This is a genomic window from Curtobacterium sp. MCBD17_040 (assembly GCF_003234805.2).
In the GTDB taxonomy this organism is placed as follows: domain Bacteria; phylum Actinomycetota; class Actinomycetes; order Actinomycetales; family Microbacteriaceae; genus Curtobacterium.
This window is the reverse complement of sequence record NZ_CP126273.1, coordinates 421,117-440,505: the sequence shown is the minus strand read 5'-3', so window position 1 is coordinate 440,505 and position 19,389 is coordinate 421,117. Positions and strand designations below refer to the sequence as shown.

Here is a 19,389-nt window from a genome sequence, read left to right as displayed (position 1 = left end):
TCTCGGGACGCCGACCCCCGACGCCCCGTGATGTGGAGGGACCCCGTGCTCGACGCGCCACTCCTCGCCGCCGCGATCGCCACGCACCTCGCCCTCGCCGCGGCCCTGACGGCCTTCGCGGCCCTCACGCTCCTGTGGTCCCTGCACACGCAGGCATCACCGGAGCGGGTGGCGCGGAGCCGGTTCGACCGGACGCTGCGGGCGTGCACGCGGTCGTTCTCGCTCCTCGTGCCGGCCCGGCACGAGGAGGGGGTCCTCGCGGACACGCTCGACCTGCTCGCCGCCCAGACGCACCCGCGGTTCGAGGTGATCGTCATCGTCGGGCACGACGACCGCGCGACGGCCCGGATCGCCGAGGCCGCGGCGGCCCGGCACCCGGACCACGTCCGCGTGGTGGTCGACCGGGGGCGGGTGAAGACGAAGCCGCGCGCCCTGAACCGCGGGCTCGCGGTCGCCACGGGCAGCGTCATCGGGGTGTTCGACGCCGAGGACGACGTGCACGAGCGACTCCTCGAGCGGGTGGACGCGCGGTTCGCGGAGACGGGCGCGGACGTGGTGCAGGGCGGGGTGCAGCTGATGAACCACGCGCGGTCGTGGTGGCGCGTCCGGAACGTGGTCGAGTACGCGCTCTGGTTCGGGTCACGGCTGCACGCGCACGCGGCGGCGGGGGTCGTGCCCCTCGCGGGGAACACCGTGTTCGTCCGCCGTCGGGTGCTCGAGCGGATCGGCGGCTGGCAGGACGACTGCCTCGCCGAGGACTGCGAGCTCGGCATCCGGCTCTCCGCAGCGGGCGCCCGGATCGACGTCGTCACGGACCCGACGTACTCGACCCGCGAGGAGACCCCGCCGGACCTCCGGGGACTCTTCCGCCAGCGGGTGCGCTGGAACCAGGGGTTCCTCCAGGTGCTGCGTGGCGGCGCCTGGAAGGGCCTCCCGTCGTGGCGGCGGCGCACGCTCGCCCGCGTCGTGCTCGGCATGCCGTTCGCGCAGGTGCTCATCGGCATGTCGGTCCCGGTGGCCGTCGTCGAGACGCTGGCGGTGCGCCTCCCGGTCCCCGTGACGCTCGTGACGCTCGCGCCCGTGGCGCCGTCCGCGCTCATGCTCGTGGTCGAGTGCCTCGCACTCGACCAGTTCGGTCGCGCCTTCGGCCGTCGGGTCCGGCCGGGGGACCACGTCCGACTCGTGCTCGGGGCGATCCCGTTCCAGGTCGTCCTGTCGGTCGCGGCCGTCGTCGCGGTGTGGCGCGAGGTGCGCGGCGACCACTCGTGGCAGAAGACGGTGCACACCGGCCTGCACCGGCGTCAGCGGCGCGGTGCCCCCACGCCGGGCCGGGCCCCGGCGTGAGCAGCCGCACCGCGGTCCTGCGGGGAGTGGTCTGGTGCGGACCCGTGCTCGTGGTCGAGATCGTGGCACTGTGCGTCGGCCTCGGCCGCACGCCCCAGCGCGCCGACGACGAGGGCACGTACGTCGCGCAGGCCTGGTCCTCACTGCACTCGGGCGCGCTCGCCCACTACACCTACTGGTACGACCATCCCCCGGCGGGGTGGATGCAACTCGCCCTGTGGTTCGGCGCGACGGGTGCGCTGGCACGGCACCAGTCCGCGGTGCTCGCCGGCCGGGAGGCCGTGGTCACCGCCACCCTCGCGGCCACCGTCCTGACCTGGCTGTTGACCCGACGCCTCGGCGGCTCCCCGGTCGCGGCCACCGTCGCGGCGGCGGTCTTCGCGATCTCGCCGCTGGCGGTCGCGTTCCACCGGATGGTCTACCTCGACGACCTCGCCGTGCCGTGGGTCCTGCTCGCGGCGGTCCTGGTCACGGCGCGACACCGTCAGCTGCCGGCCTGGGCCGGCGCGGCCGCCGCGTGCGCGGTCGCGGTCCTCACCAAGGAGACGACGGTGCTCGTCGTCCCGTTCCTGGCGTGGGTCGCCGCGCAGCGCGGGCACCCGGCCGTCCGCCGCACCGCCGCCGGTGTGGCGGTGCCGCTCTTCGTCCTGCTCGTCGCCGTGTACCCGGTGTCGGCCACCATCAAGGACGAACTCCTCCCCGGCGCGGGTCACGTGAGCCTCCTGGGGTCGGCGTGGTTCCAGGTCGCCGGTCGGGAGGCCGGGGGTTCCGTCCTCGACGCGACGAGCGACACCGCGCGCACGCTGGCGTCGTGGTGGTCCCTCGACGCCCCCTTCGTCGTCGCCGGGCTCGCCGCCGCGGTGCTCGCCACGGCCCGGCAGCGGCTCCGCCCGATCGCCGTCCTCGTGCTCGGACACGTCGCCGTGGCGCTCCGGCCCGGCGGGTACCTGCCCGTCCCGTTCGTCGTCGTGCTCCTGCCGTTCGGTGCCGTCCTCGTGGCGCTCGTCGTGGAGGGCGGCCTCCGCGCATGGCTGCGACACGACCGCCGGTTCCCCCGGTCGTTGACGCGTGCCATGGCGGCCGGCACCGTGCTCGCGGTGGTCGCCGTCGGCGCGTTCTGGGTGCCGAGCGCCACGCAGGGCCTCCGCTGGCTGACGACCGCCGATGCCGACCGTCCGATGCGATCCGCCGAACGGTGGCTCGCCGCCCGCGTCGGTCGACACGCGGTCGTGGTGGTCGACGACGCCATGTGGCTCGACCTCGTGCGCGCCGGCCGTGACCCCGACGACGTCGTGTGGTTCCACAAGCTCGACAGCGATCCCGAGGTCCGACGCCGCACCGACGACGGCCGCACGGTCGACTACGTGGTCACGACCGTGTCCGTGCGCGAGGACCTGGCACACCTGCCCCTCGTCCACGCGGCGGTGCGACGGGCCGTGCTCGAACGACGGTTCGGTTCGGGCGAGGACCGCGTCGACGTGTGGCGGGTGGCACGACGGACGGGTGGCCGGGCGTGACGCCCGACCACCCGTCCGTGGTCCCGCGCGCAGTGCTCAGACGAGCGCGGTGAACGACGCGTCGCGCACCAGGAGCGTCGTCGCGCCCTCCTCGACCTGCTGTTCCGCGTCGCTCGACAGCCCGAGGGACCAGTCGCCGCCGCCCGGGCGCTCCGGCAGCGTGAACTCGACGACGGTCTCGGACGCGTTGAGCAGCACCGCGACGACGTCCTCGCCGTCGGTGAGCAGCAGCGTCACCGCCATGTTGAGCGGGTCCTCCCAGTCGTCGTCGCCGAACGGCTCACCGTCGGCGCGGAGGATCTGCACGGTCTCGACGCCGTGCTCCGGCGCGACGCGGTACCACTCGGGGGTCAGGGCCGGGTGCGCCTTGCGGAACGCGATCGCCGAGGCGGTGAACGCCTGCAGCTCGCGGTCGGCGGCAGCCCAGTCGTACCACGAGATCTCGTCGTCCTGGCAGTAGGCGTTGTTGTTGCCGCCCTGGCTCCGGGCGATCTCGTCGCCCCCGAGGATCATCGGCACGCCCGTCGACAGCAGCAGCGTCCCGAGGAAGTTCCGGCGCTGCAGGTTCCGGTAGTCGTTCACGGAGCCGTCGTCGGTCGGTCCCTCGATGCCGCCGTTGAACGAGCGGTTGTCGCTCTCGCCGTCGTTGTTGTCCTCGCCGTTGGCCTCGTTGTGCTTCTCGGCGTACATCGTCAGGTCGGCGAGCGTGAACCCGTCGTGCGCCGTGACGAAGTCGACGCTGCACAGCGGGGAGCGGCGGGACGCCTCGTAGACGTCGGGGCTGCCGAGCACGCGCTGGACGGCGGCGCCGAGCGACCCCGGGGTGCCGCGCCAGAAGTCGCGGAGGTCGTCCCGGTACTTCCCGTTCCACTCGGACCAGTCCGCGGGGAACCCGCCGACCTGGTACCCGGCGGTGTCCCACGGCTCGGCGATCATCTTGACCTCACGCAGCACCGGGTCCTGGTGGATGATGTCGAGGAACGCGGAGAACTTCTCGGCTTCGCCGCCCTGGCGGGTGAGCGTCGTCGCGAGGTCGAACCGGAAGCCGTCGACGTGCATCTCCTCGACCCAGTAGCGCAGCGAGTCCATGATGAGCGCGAGGGCGGCCGGGTGGGCCACGTTGAGGCTGTTGCCGGTGCCGGTCGTGTCGAAGTAGTGCTCCTCGTCGCCCTCGACGAGCCGGTAGTACGACGTGTTGTCGATGCCCTTGAACGACAGGGTCGGCCCCATGTGGTTGCCCTCGGCCGTGTGGTTGTACACGACGTCCATGAAGACCTCGAGCCCGGCGGCGTGCAGGGCCTTCACCATCTCCTTGAACTCGCGCACCTGCTGCCCGGCGGTGCCCGACGACGAGTACTCGTTGTGCGGTGCGAGGAAGCCGATGGTGTTGTAGCCCCAGTAGTTCCGCAGACCCTTGTCGGTGAGCGTCGCCTCCTGGACGAACTGGTGGGTCGGCAGGAGCTCGACCGCGGTGACGCCGAGGTCGACGAGGTGCTGGATCGCGGCGGGGTGCCCCATGCCGGCGTAGGTGCCCCGGATCTCCTCGGGCACGTCGGGGTGCTGCTTCGTGAACCCCTTGACGTGCGTCTCGTACACGATCGTGTCGGACAGCGGGGTGCGGAGCGGGGCGTCGTCGTCCCAGTCGAACGCCCGATCGGCCACGACGCACTTCGGCATGGCGCTGGCGGAGTCGGTGTCGTCGATCTCGTCCGGGGCGTCCATCTTGTGCCCGAAGAGCGCCTGGCCCCACTCGTAGTCGCCGTCGATCGCGGTGGCGTACGGGTCGAGCAGGAGCTTCGCGGCGTTGTGGCGGAGCCCGTTCGCCGGGTCCCACGCACCGTGCACGCGGACGCCGTACCGGGTGCCGACGGCGACGTCCGGGACGATGTCGTGGAACACGTACCCGGTGCGGTTCGTGAGTTCGGTGCGGTGCTCGGTCCCGTCCTCGTCGAACCGGCAGAACTCGACGCGGTCGGCGGTGGCGGAGAACACGGCGACGTTGGCACCATCCTCGACGAGGGTGACACCGAGGGGATGACGGGAGGATCGGCTCATCCGTCCATCCAACCGGGCGAGGGCCGCGCGTGTCCGCAACCGACGTGACGGCCACGTTCCGGGGACAGCCGGGTACCCGACGCGCGTCCATGGAGAGCGCGTACCGTCCCCGGCATGACGGATCAGGAGCACGGACGGATCGACCAGGACGACCCCGAGACGACACAGACGGAACGGGTGACACGGATCCAGGACGACGCAGCGCGTCTCGGGCTCGCCATGGTGGGCGAGGCGACCGCGATGACGACCGGCGACGAGGACGCCTTCCGCGCGAGCGAGGAGAACCTCCGCGAGGTCGTCGCCGAACTCGTCGACGAACCGCTCACGCCGCGACAGGAACAGGTCGTCGAGACCCTCGGGGCCATGGGCGGCAGCCTCACGGCGGGCCTCGGGAGTGCGCTCGCGCAGGAGCAGGACCGTGAGCCCACGGAGGTGCTCGGCGGTGCGGCCGCGAGCATCGTGTGGCAGCAGCGACTCGCCGACGTCGAACAGGACGTCGACGACATCGACGACGTCGAGGACCGCTGAGCCGCCACGCGCTCAGCGCGGGGTCGCCCTGCCGCTGGTGTGGACCCGGTCCTGCGGAGCGCGACGGAGCGCGACGACCATCCCCATGACCGCGGCGACCACGATGACCGCCGTCGCGGCGACCACGAGCAGCGGCGGAACGCCCACGGCGGCGTGCCCGCGGAACCCGAGGCTCCCGTTGGAGAGCGCGTGCAGCAGCACGGCGCCCCAGAGCGCCCCCGTCACGCGTCGGGCCAGGTAGCAGGCCGAGCCGAGCACGAAGGTCGTCACGACCTGGTAGAGACCACCCGCCGCCTCACCCTGGTTGAGCAGGTGCATGAGGGCGAACACCGCGGTCGACACCAGCCAGACCGCCCATTCCGGTGTCGCCCGGCGCAGCCCCGACACGAGGATCCCACGGAAGACGAGCTCTTCGACCACCGCGACCGCGATCACGGCGACGACGAGCGCCCCGAGGTACCCGGCGGCGCCGGAGCGGACCGGAGCGAGGAACGTCAGGACCGCCACCACGACGTACGCGACGAGTGCCGCCACCGCCCACCACGGGCGAGCGGACGCGCTCTCGGCGAGCACCCGACGCCACCCGCCGAACACGGTCACGATCACCGCGAACACGACCAGCAGCACGCCCTCGCCCGCCGACTGGTGCAGGAGCGCCTGCGACGACGACAGCGGGTTCACGCCCGACCCGGTGCTGACGGCCTGCCCGGCGAGGACGGCGAACGGGAGCACCAGCACCACCACGATCGTGACCGCGACGGCCAGCCACGGACGCTCGATGCGCGCCGGGAAGGGTCGTGGTCGGCCGGAGCGGTCGGGACCCGAGCGGGGTCCGGGCGAGGGCACGGGCGAAGCGGACATGGGCGACTCCTCGAGGACGAAACCTGGTATATCGGTCATGGTCCAAGCCTAGGCGTGATCGAGGACGCCGACGCGCGGGCCCCCGCCGCCCTGGACGTCGCCGCTCCGGACGTGGCCGCTCCGGACGTCGCCCGTCAGTCGAGCAGCAGCGCCGGCTCCTCCATGACGGACGCGACGTCCTGCACGAAGCGGCTGGCGACGTCGCCGTCCACCACACGATGGTCGAAGCTCGCGCCGATCGTGGTGACCATGCGCGATCGGACCTCGCCGTCGACGACCCACGGCTTCGGCTTGATCGTGCCCATCGCGACGATCCCGACCTCGCCCGGGTTGAGGATCGGGGTTCCCGTGTCCATGCCGAACACGCCGATGTTCGTGATCGTGACCGTGCCCGCCGCCATGTCCTCGGGCGTCGTCTTGCCGTCCCTCGCCGTCAGCGTGAGCCGTTCGAGCGCCTGCGCGAGCTCGAACAGCGACATGTCCTGGGCGTCCTTGACGTTCGGCACGATGAGACCGCGCGGGGTCGCCGCGGCGATCCCGAGGTTCACGAAGTGGTGCACGATGATCTCGCGGTCGGTCCACGTCGAGTTCACGGTGGGGTTCCGCCGCACCGCCCAGATCACCGCCTTCGCCATGATGAGCAACGGCGACACCTTGACCCCGGCGAACGTGGGCGAGGTCTTGAGCCGTGCGACGAACTCCATCGCACGGCTCGCGTCGACGTCGACGAACAGGCTGACGTGCGGCGCGGTGAACGCGCTCGACGTCATCGCGGTCGCGATCGCCTTGCGCACCCCCTTGACCGGGATCCGCTCTTCGCGCACGTCGCCCCACTCGGGGGTCTCGAGGTTGCGGAACACCGTGGCCTGGGTCGCGGAGCGGATGACGTCGTCGCGCGTGACCTCGCCCGCGAGCCCGGTCGCGACGACGGCGGTCAGGTCGACACCGAGGTCCTTCGCGAGCTTGCGGATCGGCGGCTTGGCGACGACCGGCAGCGCCGACGCGGCCGGCACGCTCGCGGGGCGACGTGCTGCAGCCGCCTCGTGCGCGGCCTCCTGGTCGGCCCGAGCGGTCGCCCGCCCCGCCTCGACGGCCACGGCGGCAGCGCGACGGGCACCGGGCCGGCGGCGCGACGGCGCACCGGCGGCGGACCCGTAGCCGACGAGGACCGCGCCCGACGCCTCGTCGGTGCCGAGCGGCATCGCGGTGTCGGCGATCTGCGGGGTCGTCGTGACGGTCGGTGCGTCGAGGACAGCCGTCGTGCCTCCCGACCGGTCGGGGCCCGCAGCACCCGCCGCGATGCCGTCCGACGCGGAGTCGGCTGCTCCGGCGCCCGAGCGGGCCCCGGCGGGGCCGCTCTCGCCGGAGCCGACCTCGCCGGAGCCGACCTCGACCGGGCAGTCGACCTGGATGATCGGCACGCCGACCTCCACCGTGGCGCCCTCGTCCACGAGCAGCCGCGTCACCGTCCCCGCGAACGGCGAGGGGAGCTCGACGAGCGACTTGGCGGTCTCGATCTCGACGAGGACCTGGTCGACACTGACCTCGTCCCCGAGCGCGACGCGCCACTGCACGATCTCGGCTTCGGTGAGGCCTTCTCCCACATCGGGGAGCGGGAATTCTGCGACGGGCATGGTGACTCCGTTCTCGGTCGGGCCGGCGCGGCCAGGGAAGCGCGCTCGGACAGGATCAGTAGGCGAGTGCGCGGTCCACGGCCTCGAGCACGCGGTCGGCGTCGGGCAGGTGCAGGTGCTCCAACTTCGACTGCGGGAACGGGATGTCGAACCCCGAGACCCGCAGGGGCGGTGCCTGGAGCGTGTAGAAGGTCCTCTCGGCGATGGTCGCCGCGATCTCGCTGCCGAGACTGACGAAGCCGGAGGCCTCTTGCGCGATCACGACACGGCCGGTCCGACGAGCGGACTCGAGCAGGGGCTCCCAGTCGATGGGCGACAGCGATCGGAGGTCGACGACCTCGAGGCTCGTGCCCTCGGTCTCGGCGATCTCGGCCGCCTGGAGCAGCGTCGACACCATCGCGCCGTGCCCGACCACCGTGACGTCGGACCCCGTCCGGGCGATGCGCGTCGTGTGCATCGGGACGCCGCCGTCGACCAGGTCGACCTGCCCCTTCGGCCAGTACCGGCTCTTCGGCTCGAGGAACACGACCGGGTCCGCCGACCGGATCGCCTCCTGGATCATCCAGTAGGCGTCGTTCGGGGTGCTCGGGCTCACCACGCGGAGGCCCGGGGTGTGCGCGAAGTACGTCTCGGGGCTCTCCTGGTGGTGCTCGACCGCGCCGATGTGGCCGCCGTAGGGGATCCGGATCACGACGGGCACCGACATGTGGGCCGGCAGGCGGTTCGCCATCTTCGCGAGCTGCGATGTGATCTGGTCGAACCCGGGCCACACGAAGCCGTCGAACTGGATCTCGACGACGGGCCGGTACCCGCGGAGCGCCAGGCCGATCGCGGTGCCGATGATCCCCGACTCGGCGAGCGGGGTGTCCATGACGCGCTGCGACCCGAACCGCTCCTGCAACCCCTCGGTGATCCGGAACACGCCACCGAGCGTGCCGATGTCCTCGCCCATGAGCAGCACCCGCGGGTCCTGCTCCATCGCGGCGGCGAGCCCGGCGTTCAGCGCCTTCGCCATCGGGAGGACCGGGGCCGGATCCGACGGGACCGCCCCCGCTCCCGGGTGGGTGCGCAGGGTGTAGTCGACGAGCTCCTCGGTCCCGCTCACGCGGCATCGCCTCCTGCGGTGTCGTGGGCCGCCTCGTACGCGCGCAGCCACGCGCGCTGCTCGGCGACGCGTGGGTGCGCCTCGCGGTACACGTGGTCGAACATGGCCTCCATCGGCGGGACCTGGAGGGCCGTGGTCCGGCGTCGCACGTCGGCCGCGACGTCCTCGGCCTCCTCCTCGATCGCGGCGAGCCACGACTCGTCCACGCCGCGCGCCCGCAGGTGACGCTCGGACCGGACGATCGGGTCGCGCGCGACCCAGGCGGCGAGTTCGTCGTCGCCGCGGTACCGCGTCGGGTCGTCCGAGGAGGTGTGTGCGCCGACCCGGTAGGTCTCGGCCTCGATGAAGCGGGGGCCGCGACCGGCGCGGGCGTCGTCGGCGGCCGCGAGGGTCGTCGTGTAGGCCGCGAGGACGTCGTTGCCGTCGATGTGCACACTGGGGATCCCGAACCCGCGGGTCCGGTCGACGAGCGGCGTCGGCGACTGCACCGACACCGGCACCGAGATCGCCCAGTGGTTGTTCTGCAGGAAGAACACCACGGGCGCACCGGTGCTCGCGGCGAAGACGTACGCCTCGCTGACGTCGCCCTGGCTCGTCGCACCGTCGCCGTAGTAGACGATCGTGCAGGCGTCGACCCCCGGGTCGCCCGTGCCGACCACGCCGTCGAGCCGCTGCCCCATCGCGTAGCCGGTGGCGTGCAGGGCCTGGGAGCCGATGACGAGCGTGTAGATGTGGGTGTTGCCCCGGGCGTCCGGGTCCCACCCGCCGTGGGCGTTGCCGCGGAACACGCCGATGATCTCCATCGGGTCGACACCGCGGGTCAGGGCGACGGCGTGCTCCCGGTACGAGGGGAACACGTGGTCCTGCGGACGCAGGGCGTGCGCGGACCCGACCTGGGCGGCCTCTTGCCCGTGGCTCGGTGCCCACAAGCCGAGCTGGCCCTGTCGCTGCAGGTTCGCGGCAGTGTGGTCGAAGCGTCGGGTGACGACCATGTCGCGGTGCAGACCGAGCAGGACGTCGTCGGGGATGTTCCGCGCGACGGCGGCGTACTCGGCGTTCGTGTCGTCCTCGACGAACCGCCCGTCGGGGTCGAGGATGCGGATCGTGGTCGTCGCGGGACCCGCGGCGGGGGAAGGCATGCGGACCAACCTACTGGCCGCGCGAGGCCCTACTCCGTGAGACTCCCGACAACGTGCTGGGCGGTCCGCAAGAGCGTGTCGACCGCCTCCGACTCCCCGATCGACACCCGGATGCCCTCGGGAGCGAACGCGCGCACCATGATCCCGGCCCGCTCGAACGCCTCGGCGGCGGCGGCGGTGCGCTCACCCGTCGGCAGCCAGACGAAGTTGCCCTGCGCGACCGGGACGCGCCAGCCCTGGTCGAGCAGGGCGTCGCGCACGCGGTCCCGGAGCGCCGCGATGCGGTCGACCCGCTCGAGGAGTTCCGGCTCGCGCTCCAGGCTCACGAGCGCGGCCGCCTGGGCCTGCGCCGTGACCGACAGCGGGATCGCGGTCGACCGGGCGGCGTCGAGCACGGACGCCGGGCCGAGCGCGTAGCCGATGCGGAGGCCCGCGAGCCCGTACGCCTTCGAGAACGTCCGGAGCACGACGAGGTTCGGGTAGCGCTCGAGCAGCCCGGCGCCGCGGACGGCGTCCGGGTCCGTCACGAACTCGGCGTAGGCCTCGTCGAGGACCACGAGCAGGTCGGTCGGCACCGACTCCATGAACGCGGCGAACTCGGCGCCCGTGACGATCGGCCCGGTCGGGTTGTTCGGCGAGCAGACGATCACCATGCGGGTCCGCTCCGTGACCGCGGCCGCCATCGCCGGCAGGTCGTGGCCACCGTCCGGCCGGTTCGGGACCTGCACGCTCTCGGCCCCCGCGACCGTGACGAGTCCGGGGTAGGCCTCGAACGACCGCCAGGCGTAGACGACCTCGTCGCCCGGGCCCGCCGCGGCCTTGGCGAGCTCGTGCAGGATCGCGACGCTGCCGGACGCGACGTGGACCTCGTCCACCGTCAGTCCGAACCGGGCGGCGAGGACCGCCCGCACCGCGATCGCCGAGGCGTCCGGGTACCGGTTGTACGCGGTCTGGCGCTGGACGGCCTCGACCACGCCGGGCAGCGGGTCGAACGGGTTCTCGTTGCTCGAGAGCTTGAAGGCGTCGCCGGGCGCCTGACGGCCCTGCCGGTAGGCCGGGAGCGCCGCGATCTCGGGACGGAGGCGGACGGGCTGCTGGGTCACCCGGTCAGCCTAGCGACGCACACCGTCCGGCCCTCGGCACAGGGCGGTCACCGCGGGCAGTATGGGGGCATGCGATTCCTCGTCCGACTCGTCGTCAACGCCGTGGCCCTCTGGCTCACGACGCTCATCGTCCCCGGCGTGCACGTCGACGCCTTCGGCGATCAGGGGCTCGTCGCCACCGTCCTGACCTACCTGCTCGTCGCGTTCGTGTTCGGGCTCGTGAACGGGATCATCGGGACGCTGATCCGCATCGTCGCGTTCCCGATCTACATCCTGACGCTCGGGCTCGTGTCGTTCATCGTGAACGCCGTCCTGCTGCTCGTCGTCGCCGGGATCTCGACCTCGATCGGTTTCGGGCTGCGGGTCGACAGCTTCGGGTGGGGCATCGTCGGCGCGTTCGTGCTCGCCGTCTTCGCCTGGCTCATCGGCCTCCTGGCCCGCCCGGTCATCCGGCACGCCCGGGCCTGACCCCGCCCTTCGCCTTCTCCGCCCCCTCTCACCGCGAGATCGCACTCGTTGCCGCTTGGCACGGGTCCAAAGCGGCAACGAGTGCGATCTCGCCGGAGTGGTGGGCACGACGAAGGGCCCCGACCGATGGTCGGGGCCCTTCGCGTGCGTCAGGACTGCAGTTCCGCGGGACCGGCCTCGGCGCCGGCACCGACGCGGAGGGTCTGGCCGCTCGGGTTGCCGGTCGTGACCTCGATCCGGCGGGGCTTGGCGGCCTCGCTGACCGGGATCGTGACGCTGAGCACGCCGTTGTCGTAGCTCGCCGCGATGCGGGCCGTGTCCAGGCCCTGCCCGAGCGTCAGCTGGCGCAGGAACGAGCCCGACTGGCGCTCGCGGGTGATCCACTTGGCGCCGTCCGGGGCCCCGACGGTCCGCTCGGCGCGGATCGTCAGGAGCTGACCGTCGACGTCGATGTCCACCGAGCCCGGGTCGATGCCCGGCAGGTCCGCGCTCAGGACGTAGTGGTCGCCGTCGCGGTAGAGGTCCATCGGCATCACACGGGGACCGCGGGTCTCGAACAGGCTGCTCGCCATGCGGTCGAGCTCACGGAACGGGTCGAAGTTGGCCATCGTCATCAGCTCCTTCGTGTCGAGTGATCGAGGACTTGAGTCGCATCGACTCAAGCTGTGACCAGATTAGCACTCGGGCGGGTCGAGTGCTAGAAGGATGCCGAGAGGTCGCCGAGTCTTCGCCGAGATCCCGGTCGGCCGGTCCGGCCGACCGGTCCGGCCGGCTGGCCGGCTGGCCGGCTGGCCGGCTGGCCGGGACCGCCGTCAGGCCCGCCGCACCCGCAGCGTCGCGATCTCGAACGGACGGAGCGTCAGCGTCACGGGCTCGTCCGCACCCCAGGCACCCGAGCCCGGCTCGCCAGCGGCGAGGTCACGCTCGAGCAGGTCGGTCCGCGTGGCCGAGGCCACGGGGAACCCGAGGTCGACGAGCACGTCCGTCGCCCGCCCGCCGCGTGCCTCGTACAGGCGGACGACGACGTCGCCGGAGCGGTCCTCCGCGAGCTTGACGGCCTCCACGAACACCGCCGGGTCCGACACGGTGACGATCGGTGCGACCGGGGTGTCCCCCGCGACCGCGCGCACCGGCAGGTTGAGCCGGTACCCACTGTCGGCGGCGTCGAGCACCGTCGCTCCCACCCGGAGGACCGTGCGGAACACGTGCCGGCCCTGGTCCGCCGACGGGTCCGGGAACTTCGGCCCGCGCACGAGCGATTCACGCACGAGCGTCGTGGTCCCACCGTCGGGCCGCGTCACGCGGGTGATGTCGTGCCCGTACGTCGAGTCGTTCGCCACCGCGACCCCGAACCCCGGCTCGGCCACGTGCACCCAGCGGTGCGCGCTCGTCTCGAACCGCGCGAAGTCCCACGAGGTGTTCTGGTGGGTCGGCCGGTCGATGTGACCGAACTGGATCTCCGACGACGCCTGGTCGGCCTTGACGTCGATCGGGAACCCGAGCTTGAGCAACTTCTGCTGCTCGTGCCAGTCGACCTCGGTCTCGACGTGGAGTTCCGGCTCGCCGTGGAGGGCCGAGAACCGGGTGGTGACGGTGGAGTCGTGGAACGCACGGGTCACGACGAGCCGGTCCCCCTCGACCGCGATCGTGTCGGCCGTCGCGAGCTCGGTCGCGTGCCGCTGGTACGACCGGTCGATGTCCCAGGCGTCCCACTGGTTCGGGGTGTCGCGGAACACCGTGTACAGCGCGCCCCGGGTGCCGGGGGCGATCGCCTCGCGCCCCGACGCGGCGTCGACGACGGATGCCACGAGCCCGTCGTCGTCGACGGTCGCCACCACGACACCGGTGTCGAACACCCACGCGTCGCCCCGCCGGACGGGAGGAACGGCTTCCGGCTCCGGGACGACCTCGCCAGCCAGCGCGGTCACCCCCTCCGCGCGGACCGGCGCCGCGTTGAAGCGCACGACCGCGCCGGTCGTCCCGTCGCCGCCGACGCCGAGGGCGTCCGCGGTGGTCGGTGCGTCGAGCGGGCCCGCACCGTCGGCGATCGCGGTCGAGGAGGCGGCGACCCCGGCGAGCGCGGCGGCTCCCCCGTTGGCGAGCGCGGACGTCGACGTGCCGATGAGCCCCTCGAGCGTCGCCGCGACGGCCGCGTAGTGCTCCTCCGCGACCTCGTACACCCAGGCGATGCTCGAGCCGGGCAGGATGTCGTGGAACTGCTGGAGGAGCACGGTGTGCCAGGCGTCCTCGAGCGCCGCGTACGGGTAGTCGAGGCCGAGTCGCACGGCCGCGGTCGTCGCCCAGAGCTCGGCCTCGCGGAGCAGGTGCTCCGACCGCCGGTTCCCCTGCTTGGTCCGGATCTGCGACGTGTAGGTGCCGCGGTGGAACTCGAGGTACATCTCCCCCGACCACACCGACGGCGACGGCAGCAGACGCTCGAGCTCCTCGTACACGTCGGCCGGGGTGCCGAGCTCGACGCGCGGCGAGCCCTCCAGGTCGTGCTGGCGGTGCGCCGCGGCGAGCATCTCGGGCGTGGGGCCGCCACCGCCGTCGCCGAACCCGTACAGGAGCATCGAGACGTCGGCGGTGCCGCGCTCCTTGTTCTGCCGTTCGCCGCGGTGCAGGTCCGCCGGGGACAGCTCGGAGTTGTACGTGTCCGCGGGCGGGAAGTGCGTGAGCACCCTCGAGCCGTCGATGCCCTCCCAGTGGAACGACGTGTGCGGCATGACGTTCGTCTCGTTCCACGACGGCTTCTGCGTCAGGAACCACCGGGAGCCGGCCGCGCGGATGATCTGCGGGAGGGCGCCGGTGTAGCCGAACGAGTCGGGCAGCCAGGCCTCGCGGGGTTCGAACCCGAGCTCGTCGATGAAGAACCGCTTGCCGGCGACGAACTGCCGAGCGAGGGCCTCACCGCCGGGGAGGTTCGTGTCCGACTCGACCCACATGCCGCCGACCGGGATCCAACGGCCCTCGGCGACCCGCTCCTTGATGCGGGCGAAGACCTCCGGGTAGTGGTCCCGCATCCACGCGTACTGCTGCGCGCTCGAGCAGGCGAAGGTGAACTCGGGGTCGCGGTCCATGAGCTCGAGGACGTTCGAGAACGTCCGGGCACACTTGCGGATGGTCTCGCGCACGGGCCACAACCACGCCGAGTCGATGTGGGCGTGCCCGACCGCGATCGCACGGTGCGACGCGACCGAGGCGGGCACGTCGAGCACGGCACGGAGCACGGCGCGGACGTCGGCGGCGGACCCGGCGACGTCGTCGGGGTCCAGGGCGTCCGCGGCGCGCTCGAGGGTCCGCAGGACGTCCGCCCCGCGGGTGGAGTCCGTGGGGAGTTCGGTGAGGAGGCCGCGGAGCACCGAGAGGTCCTGCTGCAGCTCCCAGACGACGTCGTCCCGCTCCGCGAGTGCGAGCTCCCGGAGCCGGTAGATGGGCTCGTGCCCCGCCGTGCGCTTCGATCCGAGCGGGGTCGCGTCGTACGCGAAGTGCCCGCCGACGTCGGGGTTCGCGGCCGCCTCGATCCAGAGGTCCACCGTGCCACCCGGCCCGGCCGTGATCGGCACCGCGGTGTTGCGGGGCTCGATCGCCTTGACGGTGCTGCCGTCCGGCCGGAACACGAGCCCCTCGGCCTGGAACCCGGCCTGGCGCGCGCTGAAGCCCAGGTCGACGACGAGGTCGACGCTCGTGCCCTCGCCGGTGCCGAAGTCGTCGGGCACGGTGCCCGTCACGTGGAACCAGGTCGTGCCCCAGGGCTTCCCACCCCACGGGTCGCCGATCGCGAACGGCTCGTACGTCTGCGCGACGGCCTCGGTGAACGGCACGGGTTCGTCCGGCACCTGCCAGGCCGTGATGGTGACGGGAGCGGTCCGGCGGTGCACGTGGGGGTCGATGCGGTCGCGGACGAGCCGGGCGATGCGGCTCTGGACGAGGGGTTCGTCGTGGTGCACGGGGATGCCTTCCTGGTGACGGGCGTGCGTGTGGAGGGGTCGGTGGTGACGGATCCGGTCGTGGCGGGACCGGCGCTGGTGGACGGGCCGGGGCGTGGCGGGGCTGCGGTCCGTGACGGATCGCGGTCGGGCCTCCCGGGCGTCAGCCCTTGATGCCGCCCGCCAGCGCGTTCCCGCCGCCGAGGCCGCGGGAGACGATCACGTAGAGGGCGATCACCGGGACGGAGTAGAGGATCGAGAAGGCGGCGAGCTGCCCGTACGCCACCGATCCGTACTGCCCGAAGAAGTTGAAGATGCTGACCGCGGCGGGTTGCTTGTCGGGCGAGAGCAGCAGGACGAACGGGACGAAGAAGTTCCCCCACGCCTGGATGAACACGAAGATGAACACGACGGCGATGCCCGGACGCATGAGCGGCACGACGATCCGGGTCAGCGTCGCCATCATGGAGGCGCCGTCGGTCCAGGCGGCCTCCTCGAGCTGCACGGGCACGGAGTCCATGAAGTTCTTCGCCATCCAGATCGCCATCGGCAGGCTCGTCGCGGCGAGGAAGAACACGGTCCCGGCGACGTTGTCGATGAGGTTGAGCGACACGAACAGGCTGTAGACCGGCACCATCATCGCGGTGATCGGCAGGCCCGTCCCGAACAGGATCCCGTACAGGAACGGCTTGTTGACCCGCATCCGGTAGCGCGACAACGGGTACGCGGCGAGGATCGCGATGACGACCGTGACGATCGCGCATCCGCCCGACAGGATGAGGCTGTTGAGCAACGGCACGAACGCGAGCTGCGGCGTGAGGACCTTCGTGAAGTTGTCGAGGGTGAAGTGCGTCGGCAGCTTGACGCTCAGGGTCGCGCTCGCGTCGAACGATGCGAGGACGAGCCAGACGAGCGGCACGGCGAAGCAGATCGCGACGATCGCCAGGACGACGTTCGCCACCCAGCGCATCGTCCGGTGCCCCGGGCTCGTCATGTGCAGCGACCGGGCGTGGTCGCGGGCACCCGTGCGCGCGTTCCCCGGCACGGTGGCCGTGGGTTGGTCGATCGTGATGGCCATGGTCAGTCCACCTCCGGCTTCAGCGCCCGGATGTACACGATCGAGAAGACCGCGCCGACGATGAGGAGGATCGTCGCGATGGCCGTCCCGAACCCGAGCTGCGAGAACTTGAACGCCTCCTGGTACGCCAGGATCGGCAGGGTCGAGCTGTTCGTGCCGGGGCCGCCACCGGTCATCACGTAGATGAGGGTGAACACCGACAGGGTCTGCAGGGTGGTGAGCATGAGGTTCGTCGAGATGCTCCGCCGGATGACCGGCAGGGTGATGTACGCGAGCCGCTGCCAGCCGGTGGCACCGTCGACCTCGGCGCTCTCGGTGATCTCGTCAGGAACCTCCTGCACGGCCGCCGAGTAGACGAGCATCGAGAACGCGGTCCCGCGCCAGATGTTCGCCAGGATGATCGCGATCATCGGGTACGTGTAGAGCCAGTTCGCGCCGGTGATCCCGATCATCGACAGGAACGTGTTGAGCGTGCCCTTGTCGTTGAAGAACGCGTAGGCCGCGAACGAGGCGACGATCTCGGGGAGCACCCACGCGGCCACCACGAAGGTGCCGACGAGTGCCCGGATCACCCGGTTCGCCTCCCGCATGAGCAGTGCCAGGCCGAGGCCGAGCACGTTCTGCCCGATCACCGCGGAGCCGATGAGGAACACGAGCGTCAGCAGCACGGACTTCGGGAAGTCCTTGTCCTGGAACAGGTCGACGTAGTTCTTGAGTCCGACGAACTGCTGGCTCGACGCGGCCGCGCCGGTGAGCGCGGAGTTCGTGAACGAGCCGTAGAACGACGAGATGATCGGCCCGACCAGGAACACGACGATGAGGACCATCGCCGGCACGAGCGGCGTCGCCCGTGCGGCCGTGCGCAGGCCGTGTCCGCTCCGCCGCCGGGGCGGGTCCGTTCGTCGGGGTCCGCGGGTGCCGGGCAGGGCCGGCGCGATCTGGGTTGCCATCGGGGTACCGCCTCTTCGCTGGGTCGTGGCCGGTGGGGTGGGGTGACCGGGTCGGGCCGGGAGGCGCGGTGCGGGCCCGTCCGGGCTCGCAGGCTCGCCCGGCGCCCGCCGCGGATCGCTGGCGCGATCCCGCTGAGCGGCGGGCGCCCGGCCGGCCGGCCTACTTGATCTGGACGGTGTGGTCCTGACCGACCACCCCGATCACCGCCTTGTCGTAGGTCGCAGCCGCCTGTTTCGGCGTCTGCTGCCCGGTCATCACGGATTCCATGGCCACCTGGATGGCGTTCGAGATCTGGCTGTAGTCGCTCGTCGCCGGGCGGAAGTTCGTGTGTTCCACGAGTCCGGAGAAGAACTTGAACGTCGGGTTGGACGCGTCGTAGGTCGGGTCCTCGGCGACGTCACTGCGCACCGCGATCTGGCTGTTCTGGATGTCGTACTTGAGCGACCCCTGCTTGTCCAACGCCATCGTGATGAAGTTGAACGCGGCCTGCGGGTTCCCGGAATGCGCCCCGACCGCGAGCGTCCAGCCACCGGACATGCTGTTGTAGCCCGGGGCCTGGCCGTTCTGCGTCGGCATCGGCGCCTGACCGAGCACGCTCGACCACTGCGACCACGGAGCCGTCCCGGTCTTCAGCCACGTGCCGGACTGCCACGAACCGTCGAGGTCGATCGCCAGCTGGCCCTTCGGCAGCCACGTGTTCGCGACGGTCGTGCCGACGTTCGGGTCGAGTTCCTGCTGCGGTGTCGGGCCGAGGCCGCCCTGGTAGACGTCCTTGACGAACTGGAGCGCGTCGACGAACTGCTTCGAGCCCGTCACCCACTTCTTGTTCTGGTAGAGGGTGTTGCCCTTGCCGTCCGCCCCGTACAGGAGCATCTCGAAGCCCTGCATGGTCGAGGCCTCGCCCTGCGGCTTGCCCGAGTACATGTGGAACGGGATGACGCTCGGGTCCTTGGCCTTGATCGTCTTCGCCGCGTCGAGGACGTCCTGCCAGGTCTTCGGCTGCCACGGAACGGGCAGCCCGACCTTCTTGAAGATGTCCTTGTTGTACCAGAGGGCCCGGGTGTCGGTGCCCATCGGGACGCCGTAGGTCTTGCCGTCGACGCCCTGCCCCGCCTGCTTGGCGTTCGTGTAGAACTTGCTCCAGTCGCTCCACTTGGCCGTGTACTTGTCGAGCGGCAGGAGGTACCCGGCCTGCGCGTCCGCCTTGACGAGGAACGTGTCCTCGTACATGACGTCAGGCGCGGTGGCCGACGCCTTGTTCATGAGCGCGAGCTTCGTGTAGTAGTCGTTCTCCTGCGCCTGGATCGGCACCAGGTCGACGGTCATGTTCGGGTACTTCTTCTCGAACGCCGCCTTGACGTCCTTCATGTGGTGGTCGAGCTGCTGGAAGCTGCCGAACTTCTGGTACGCGATCTTGATGGTGTCGCTGCTCGAGGATCCCGAGCTGCTGCACCCGGCCAGGGCCAGGGCTGCGACCGCTGCTGCTGCGACCGCGGCGATGAGACGAGGGCGTTTCATGGTGCTCCTTTGCTCCACAGGACGCTTCGGGCTCCCTTGCCCGGTCCGCGATTAGTCCACCGTATGGACTTAATGCTTGTCAAGCACCACGGGGGTGCGTTTCGCCCCGATCCCGCGAGATCGCACTCGTTGCCGTTCAGCACGCGCTCAGAGCGACAA

General features: G+C 71.5%; 15 protein-coding genes. 4 read left to right on the top strand and 11 right to left on the bottom strand.

What is annotated here, in order from left to right; translation table 11 throughout:
* The first annotated feature begins 45 nt into the window (after nt 1-45).
* Together DEI94_RS02080 and DEI94_RS02075 are read left to right on the top strand one after the other, a co-directional pair.
* Nucleotides 46-1,344 (top strand): glycosyltransferase family 2 protein, encoded by a 1,299-nt coding sequence (locus DEI94_RS02080; RefSeq protein WP_220038800.1) that lies wholly within the window; start codon nt 46-48, stop codon nt 1,342-1,344.
* Entirely contained in the window at nt 1,341-2,861 is a 1,521-nt protein-coding gene (locus DEI94_RS02075) for a glycosyltransferase family 39 protein (RefSeq protein WP_146249504.1), read from the top strand. Before DEI94_RS02080 ends, DEI94_RS02075 begins: the two co-directional genes overlap by 4 nt.
* Nucleotides 2,862-2,897: 36 nt before the next feature.
* Here DEI94_RS02075 and glgX read toward each other — a convergent pair whose 3' ends face one another.
* A complete protein-coding gene (gene glgX / locus DEI94_RS02070; protein ID WP_111026958.1) occupies nt 2,898-4,916 on the bottom strand; it encodes a glycogen debranching protein GlgX in 2,019 nt (672 codons plus the stop codon).
* 114 nt (nt 4,917-5,030) lie between these two features.
* On the opposite strand from glgX, the gene DEI94_RS02065 reads away from it, so the two are divergent.
* The gene (locus DEI94_RS02065) at nt 5,031-5,444 is read left to right on the top strand and encodes a hypothetical protein (protein WP_111026959.1); all 414 of its coding nucleotides are present in this window, start codon (nt 5,031-5,033) and stop codon (nt 5,442-5,444) included.
* A gap of 12 nt (nt 5,445-5,456) precedes the next feature.
* Here DEI94_RS02065 and DEI94_RS02060 read toward each other — a convergent pair whose 3' ends face one another.
* From DEI94_RS02060 to DEI94_RS02040, 5 genes are all read right to left on the bottom strand, one after another.
* A complete protein-coding gene (locus DEI94_RS02060) occupies nt 5,457-6,305 on the bottom strand; it encodes a CPBP family intramembrane glutamic endopeptidase (RefSeq protein ID WP_181441824.1) in 849 nt (282 codons plus the stop codon).
* Between the two features lie 134 nt (nt 6,306-6,439).
* Nucleotides 6,440-7,939, bottom strand: a complete 1,500-nt coding sequence (locus DEI94_RS02055; RefSeq protein ID WP_111026961.1) for a dihydrolipoamide acetyltransferase family protein — start codon at nt 7,937-7,939, stop codon at nt 6,440-6,442.
* 55 nt (nt 7,940-7,994) lie between these two features.
* Nucleotides 7,995-8,954, bottom strand: coding sequence for an alpha-ketoacid dehydrogenase subunit beta (locus tag DEI94_RS02050; RefSeq protein ID WP_111009891.1), 960 nt, complete (start codon nt 8,952-8,954; stop codon nt 7,995-7,997).
* Nucleotides 8,955-9,040: 86 nt separating this feature from the next.
* On the bottom strand, nt 9,041-10,183 hold the full coding sequence (locus DEI94_RS02045) for a thiamine pyrophosphate-dependent enzyme (RefSeq protein ID WP_111026962.1): 1,143 nt from the start codon (nt 10,181-10,183) through the stop codon (nt 9,041-9,043).
* 29 nt (nt 10,184-10,212) lie between these two features.
* A complete protein-coding gene (locus DEI94_RS02040; RefSeq protein ID WP_111012200.1) occupies nt 10,213-11,286 on the bottom strand; it encodes a histidinol-phosphate transaminase in 1,074 nt (357 codons plus the stop codon).
* A gap of 69 nt (nt 11,287-11,355) precedes the next feature.
* On the opposite strand from DEI94_RS02040, the gene DEI94_RS02035 reads away from it, so the two are divergent.
* A complete protein-coding gene (locus DEI94_RS02035) occupies nt 11,356-11,754 on the top strand; it encodes a phage holin family protein (RefSeq protein WP_111009734.1) in 399 nt (132 codons plus the stop codon).
* A 149-nt stretch (nt 11,755-11,903) separates the two neighbouring features.
* On the opposite strand, the gene DEI94_RS02030 is transcribed toward DEI94_RS02035, so the two are convergent.
* The 5 genes from DEI94_RS02030 to DEI94_RS02010 all read right to left on the bottom strand — a co-directional run bounded on the left by DEI94_RS02030 (nt 11,904) and on the right by DEI94_RS02010 (nt 19,230).
* On the bottom strand, nt 11,904-12,362 hold the full coding sequence (locus DEI94_RS02030; RefSeq protein ID WP_111009892.1) for an Hsp20/alpha crystallin family protein: 459 nt from the start codon (nt 12,360-12,362) through the stop codon (nt 11,904-11,906).
* Between the two features lie 204 nt (nt 12,363-12,566).
* On the bottom strand, nt 12,567-15,704 hold the full coding sequence (locus tag DEI94_RS02025) for an alpha-mannosidase (RefSeq protein ID WP_111026963.1): 3,138 nt from the start codon (nt 15,702-15,704) through the stop codon (nt 12,567-12,569).
* Between the two features lie 142 nt (nt 15,705-15,846).
* Nucleotides 15,847-16,677, bottom strand: coding sequence for a carbohydrate ABC transporter permease (locus DEI94_RS02020; protein ID WP_375334763.1), 831 nt, complete (start codon nt 16,675-16,677; stop codon nt 15,847-15,849).
* Between the two features lie 86 nt (nt 16,678-16,763).
* Nucleotides 16,764-17,711 (bottom strand): carbohydrate ABC transporter permease, encoded by a 948-nt coding sequence (locus tag DEI94_RS02015; protein WP_111009737.1) that lies wholly within the window; start codon nt 17,709-17,711, stop codon nt 16,764-16,766.
* Between the two features lie 160 nt (nt 17,712-17,871).
* Nucleotides 17,872-19,230 carry an extracellular solute-binding protein gene (locus DEI94_RS02010; protein ID WP_111009738.1) on the bottom strand — a complete coding sequence of 453 codons (1,359 nt, stop codon included), beginning with the start codon at nt 19,228-19,230 and terminating at the stop codon, nt 17,872-17,874.
* Nucleotides 19,231-19,389: the final 159 nt, after the last annotated feature.

Bases quoted from the DNA above. Each gene is read 5' to 3' on its own strand.
- DEI94_RS02045 (WP_111026962.1), bottom strand. From the start codon at position 10,183: ATGCCTTCCCCCGCCGCGGGTCCCGCGACGACCACGATCCGCATCCTC.
- glgX (WP_111026958.1), bottom strand. From the start codon at position 4,916: ATGAGCCGATCCTCCCGTCATCCCCTCGGTGTCACCCTCGTCGAGGAT.
- DEI94_RS02020 (WP_375334763.1), bottom strand. From the start codon at position 16,677: ATGACGAGCCCGGGGCACCGGACGATGCGCTGGGTGGCGAACGTCGTC.
- DEI94_RS02065 (WP_111026959.1), top strand. From the start codon at position 5,031: ATGACGGATCAGGAGCACGGACGGATCGACCAGGACGACCCCGAGACG.
- DEI94_RS02055 (WP_111026961.1), bottom strand. From the start codon at position 7,939: ATGCCCGTCGCAGAATTCCCGCTCCCCGATGTGGGAGAAGGCCTCACC.
- DEI94_RS02035 (WP_111009734.1), top strand. From the start codon at position 11,356: ATGCGATTCCTCGTCCGACTCGTCGTCAACGCCGTGGCCCTCTGGCTC.
- DEI94_RS02050 (WP_111009891.1), bottom strand. From the start codon at position 8,954: ATGGCGAAGGCGCTGAACGCCGGGCTCGCCGCCGCGATGGAGCAGGAC.
- DEI94_RS02010 (WP_111009738.1), bottom strand. From the start codon at position 19,230: ATGAAACGCCCTCGTCTCATCGCCGCGGTCGCAGCAGCAGCGGTCGCA.
- DEI94_RS02030 (WP_111009892.1), bottom strand. From the start codon at position 12,362: ATGGCCAACTTCGACCCGTTCCGTGAGCTCGACCGCATGGCGAGCAGC.
- DEI94_RS02015 (WP_111009737.1), bottom strand. From the start codon at position 17,711: ATGGCAACCCAGATCGCGCCGGCCCTGCCCGGCACCCGCGGACCCCGA.
- DEI94_RS02060 (WP_181441824.1), bottom strand. From the start codon at position 6,305: ATGTCCGCTTCGCCCGTGCCCTCGCCCGGACCCCGCTCGGGTCCCGAC.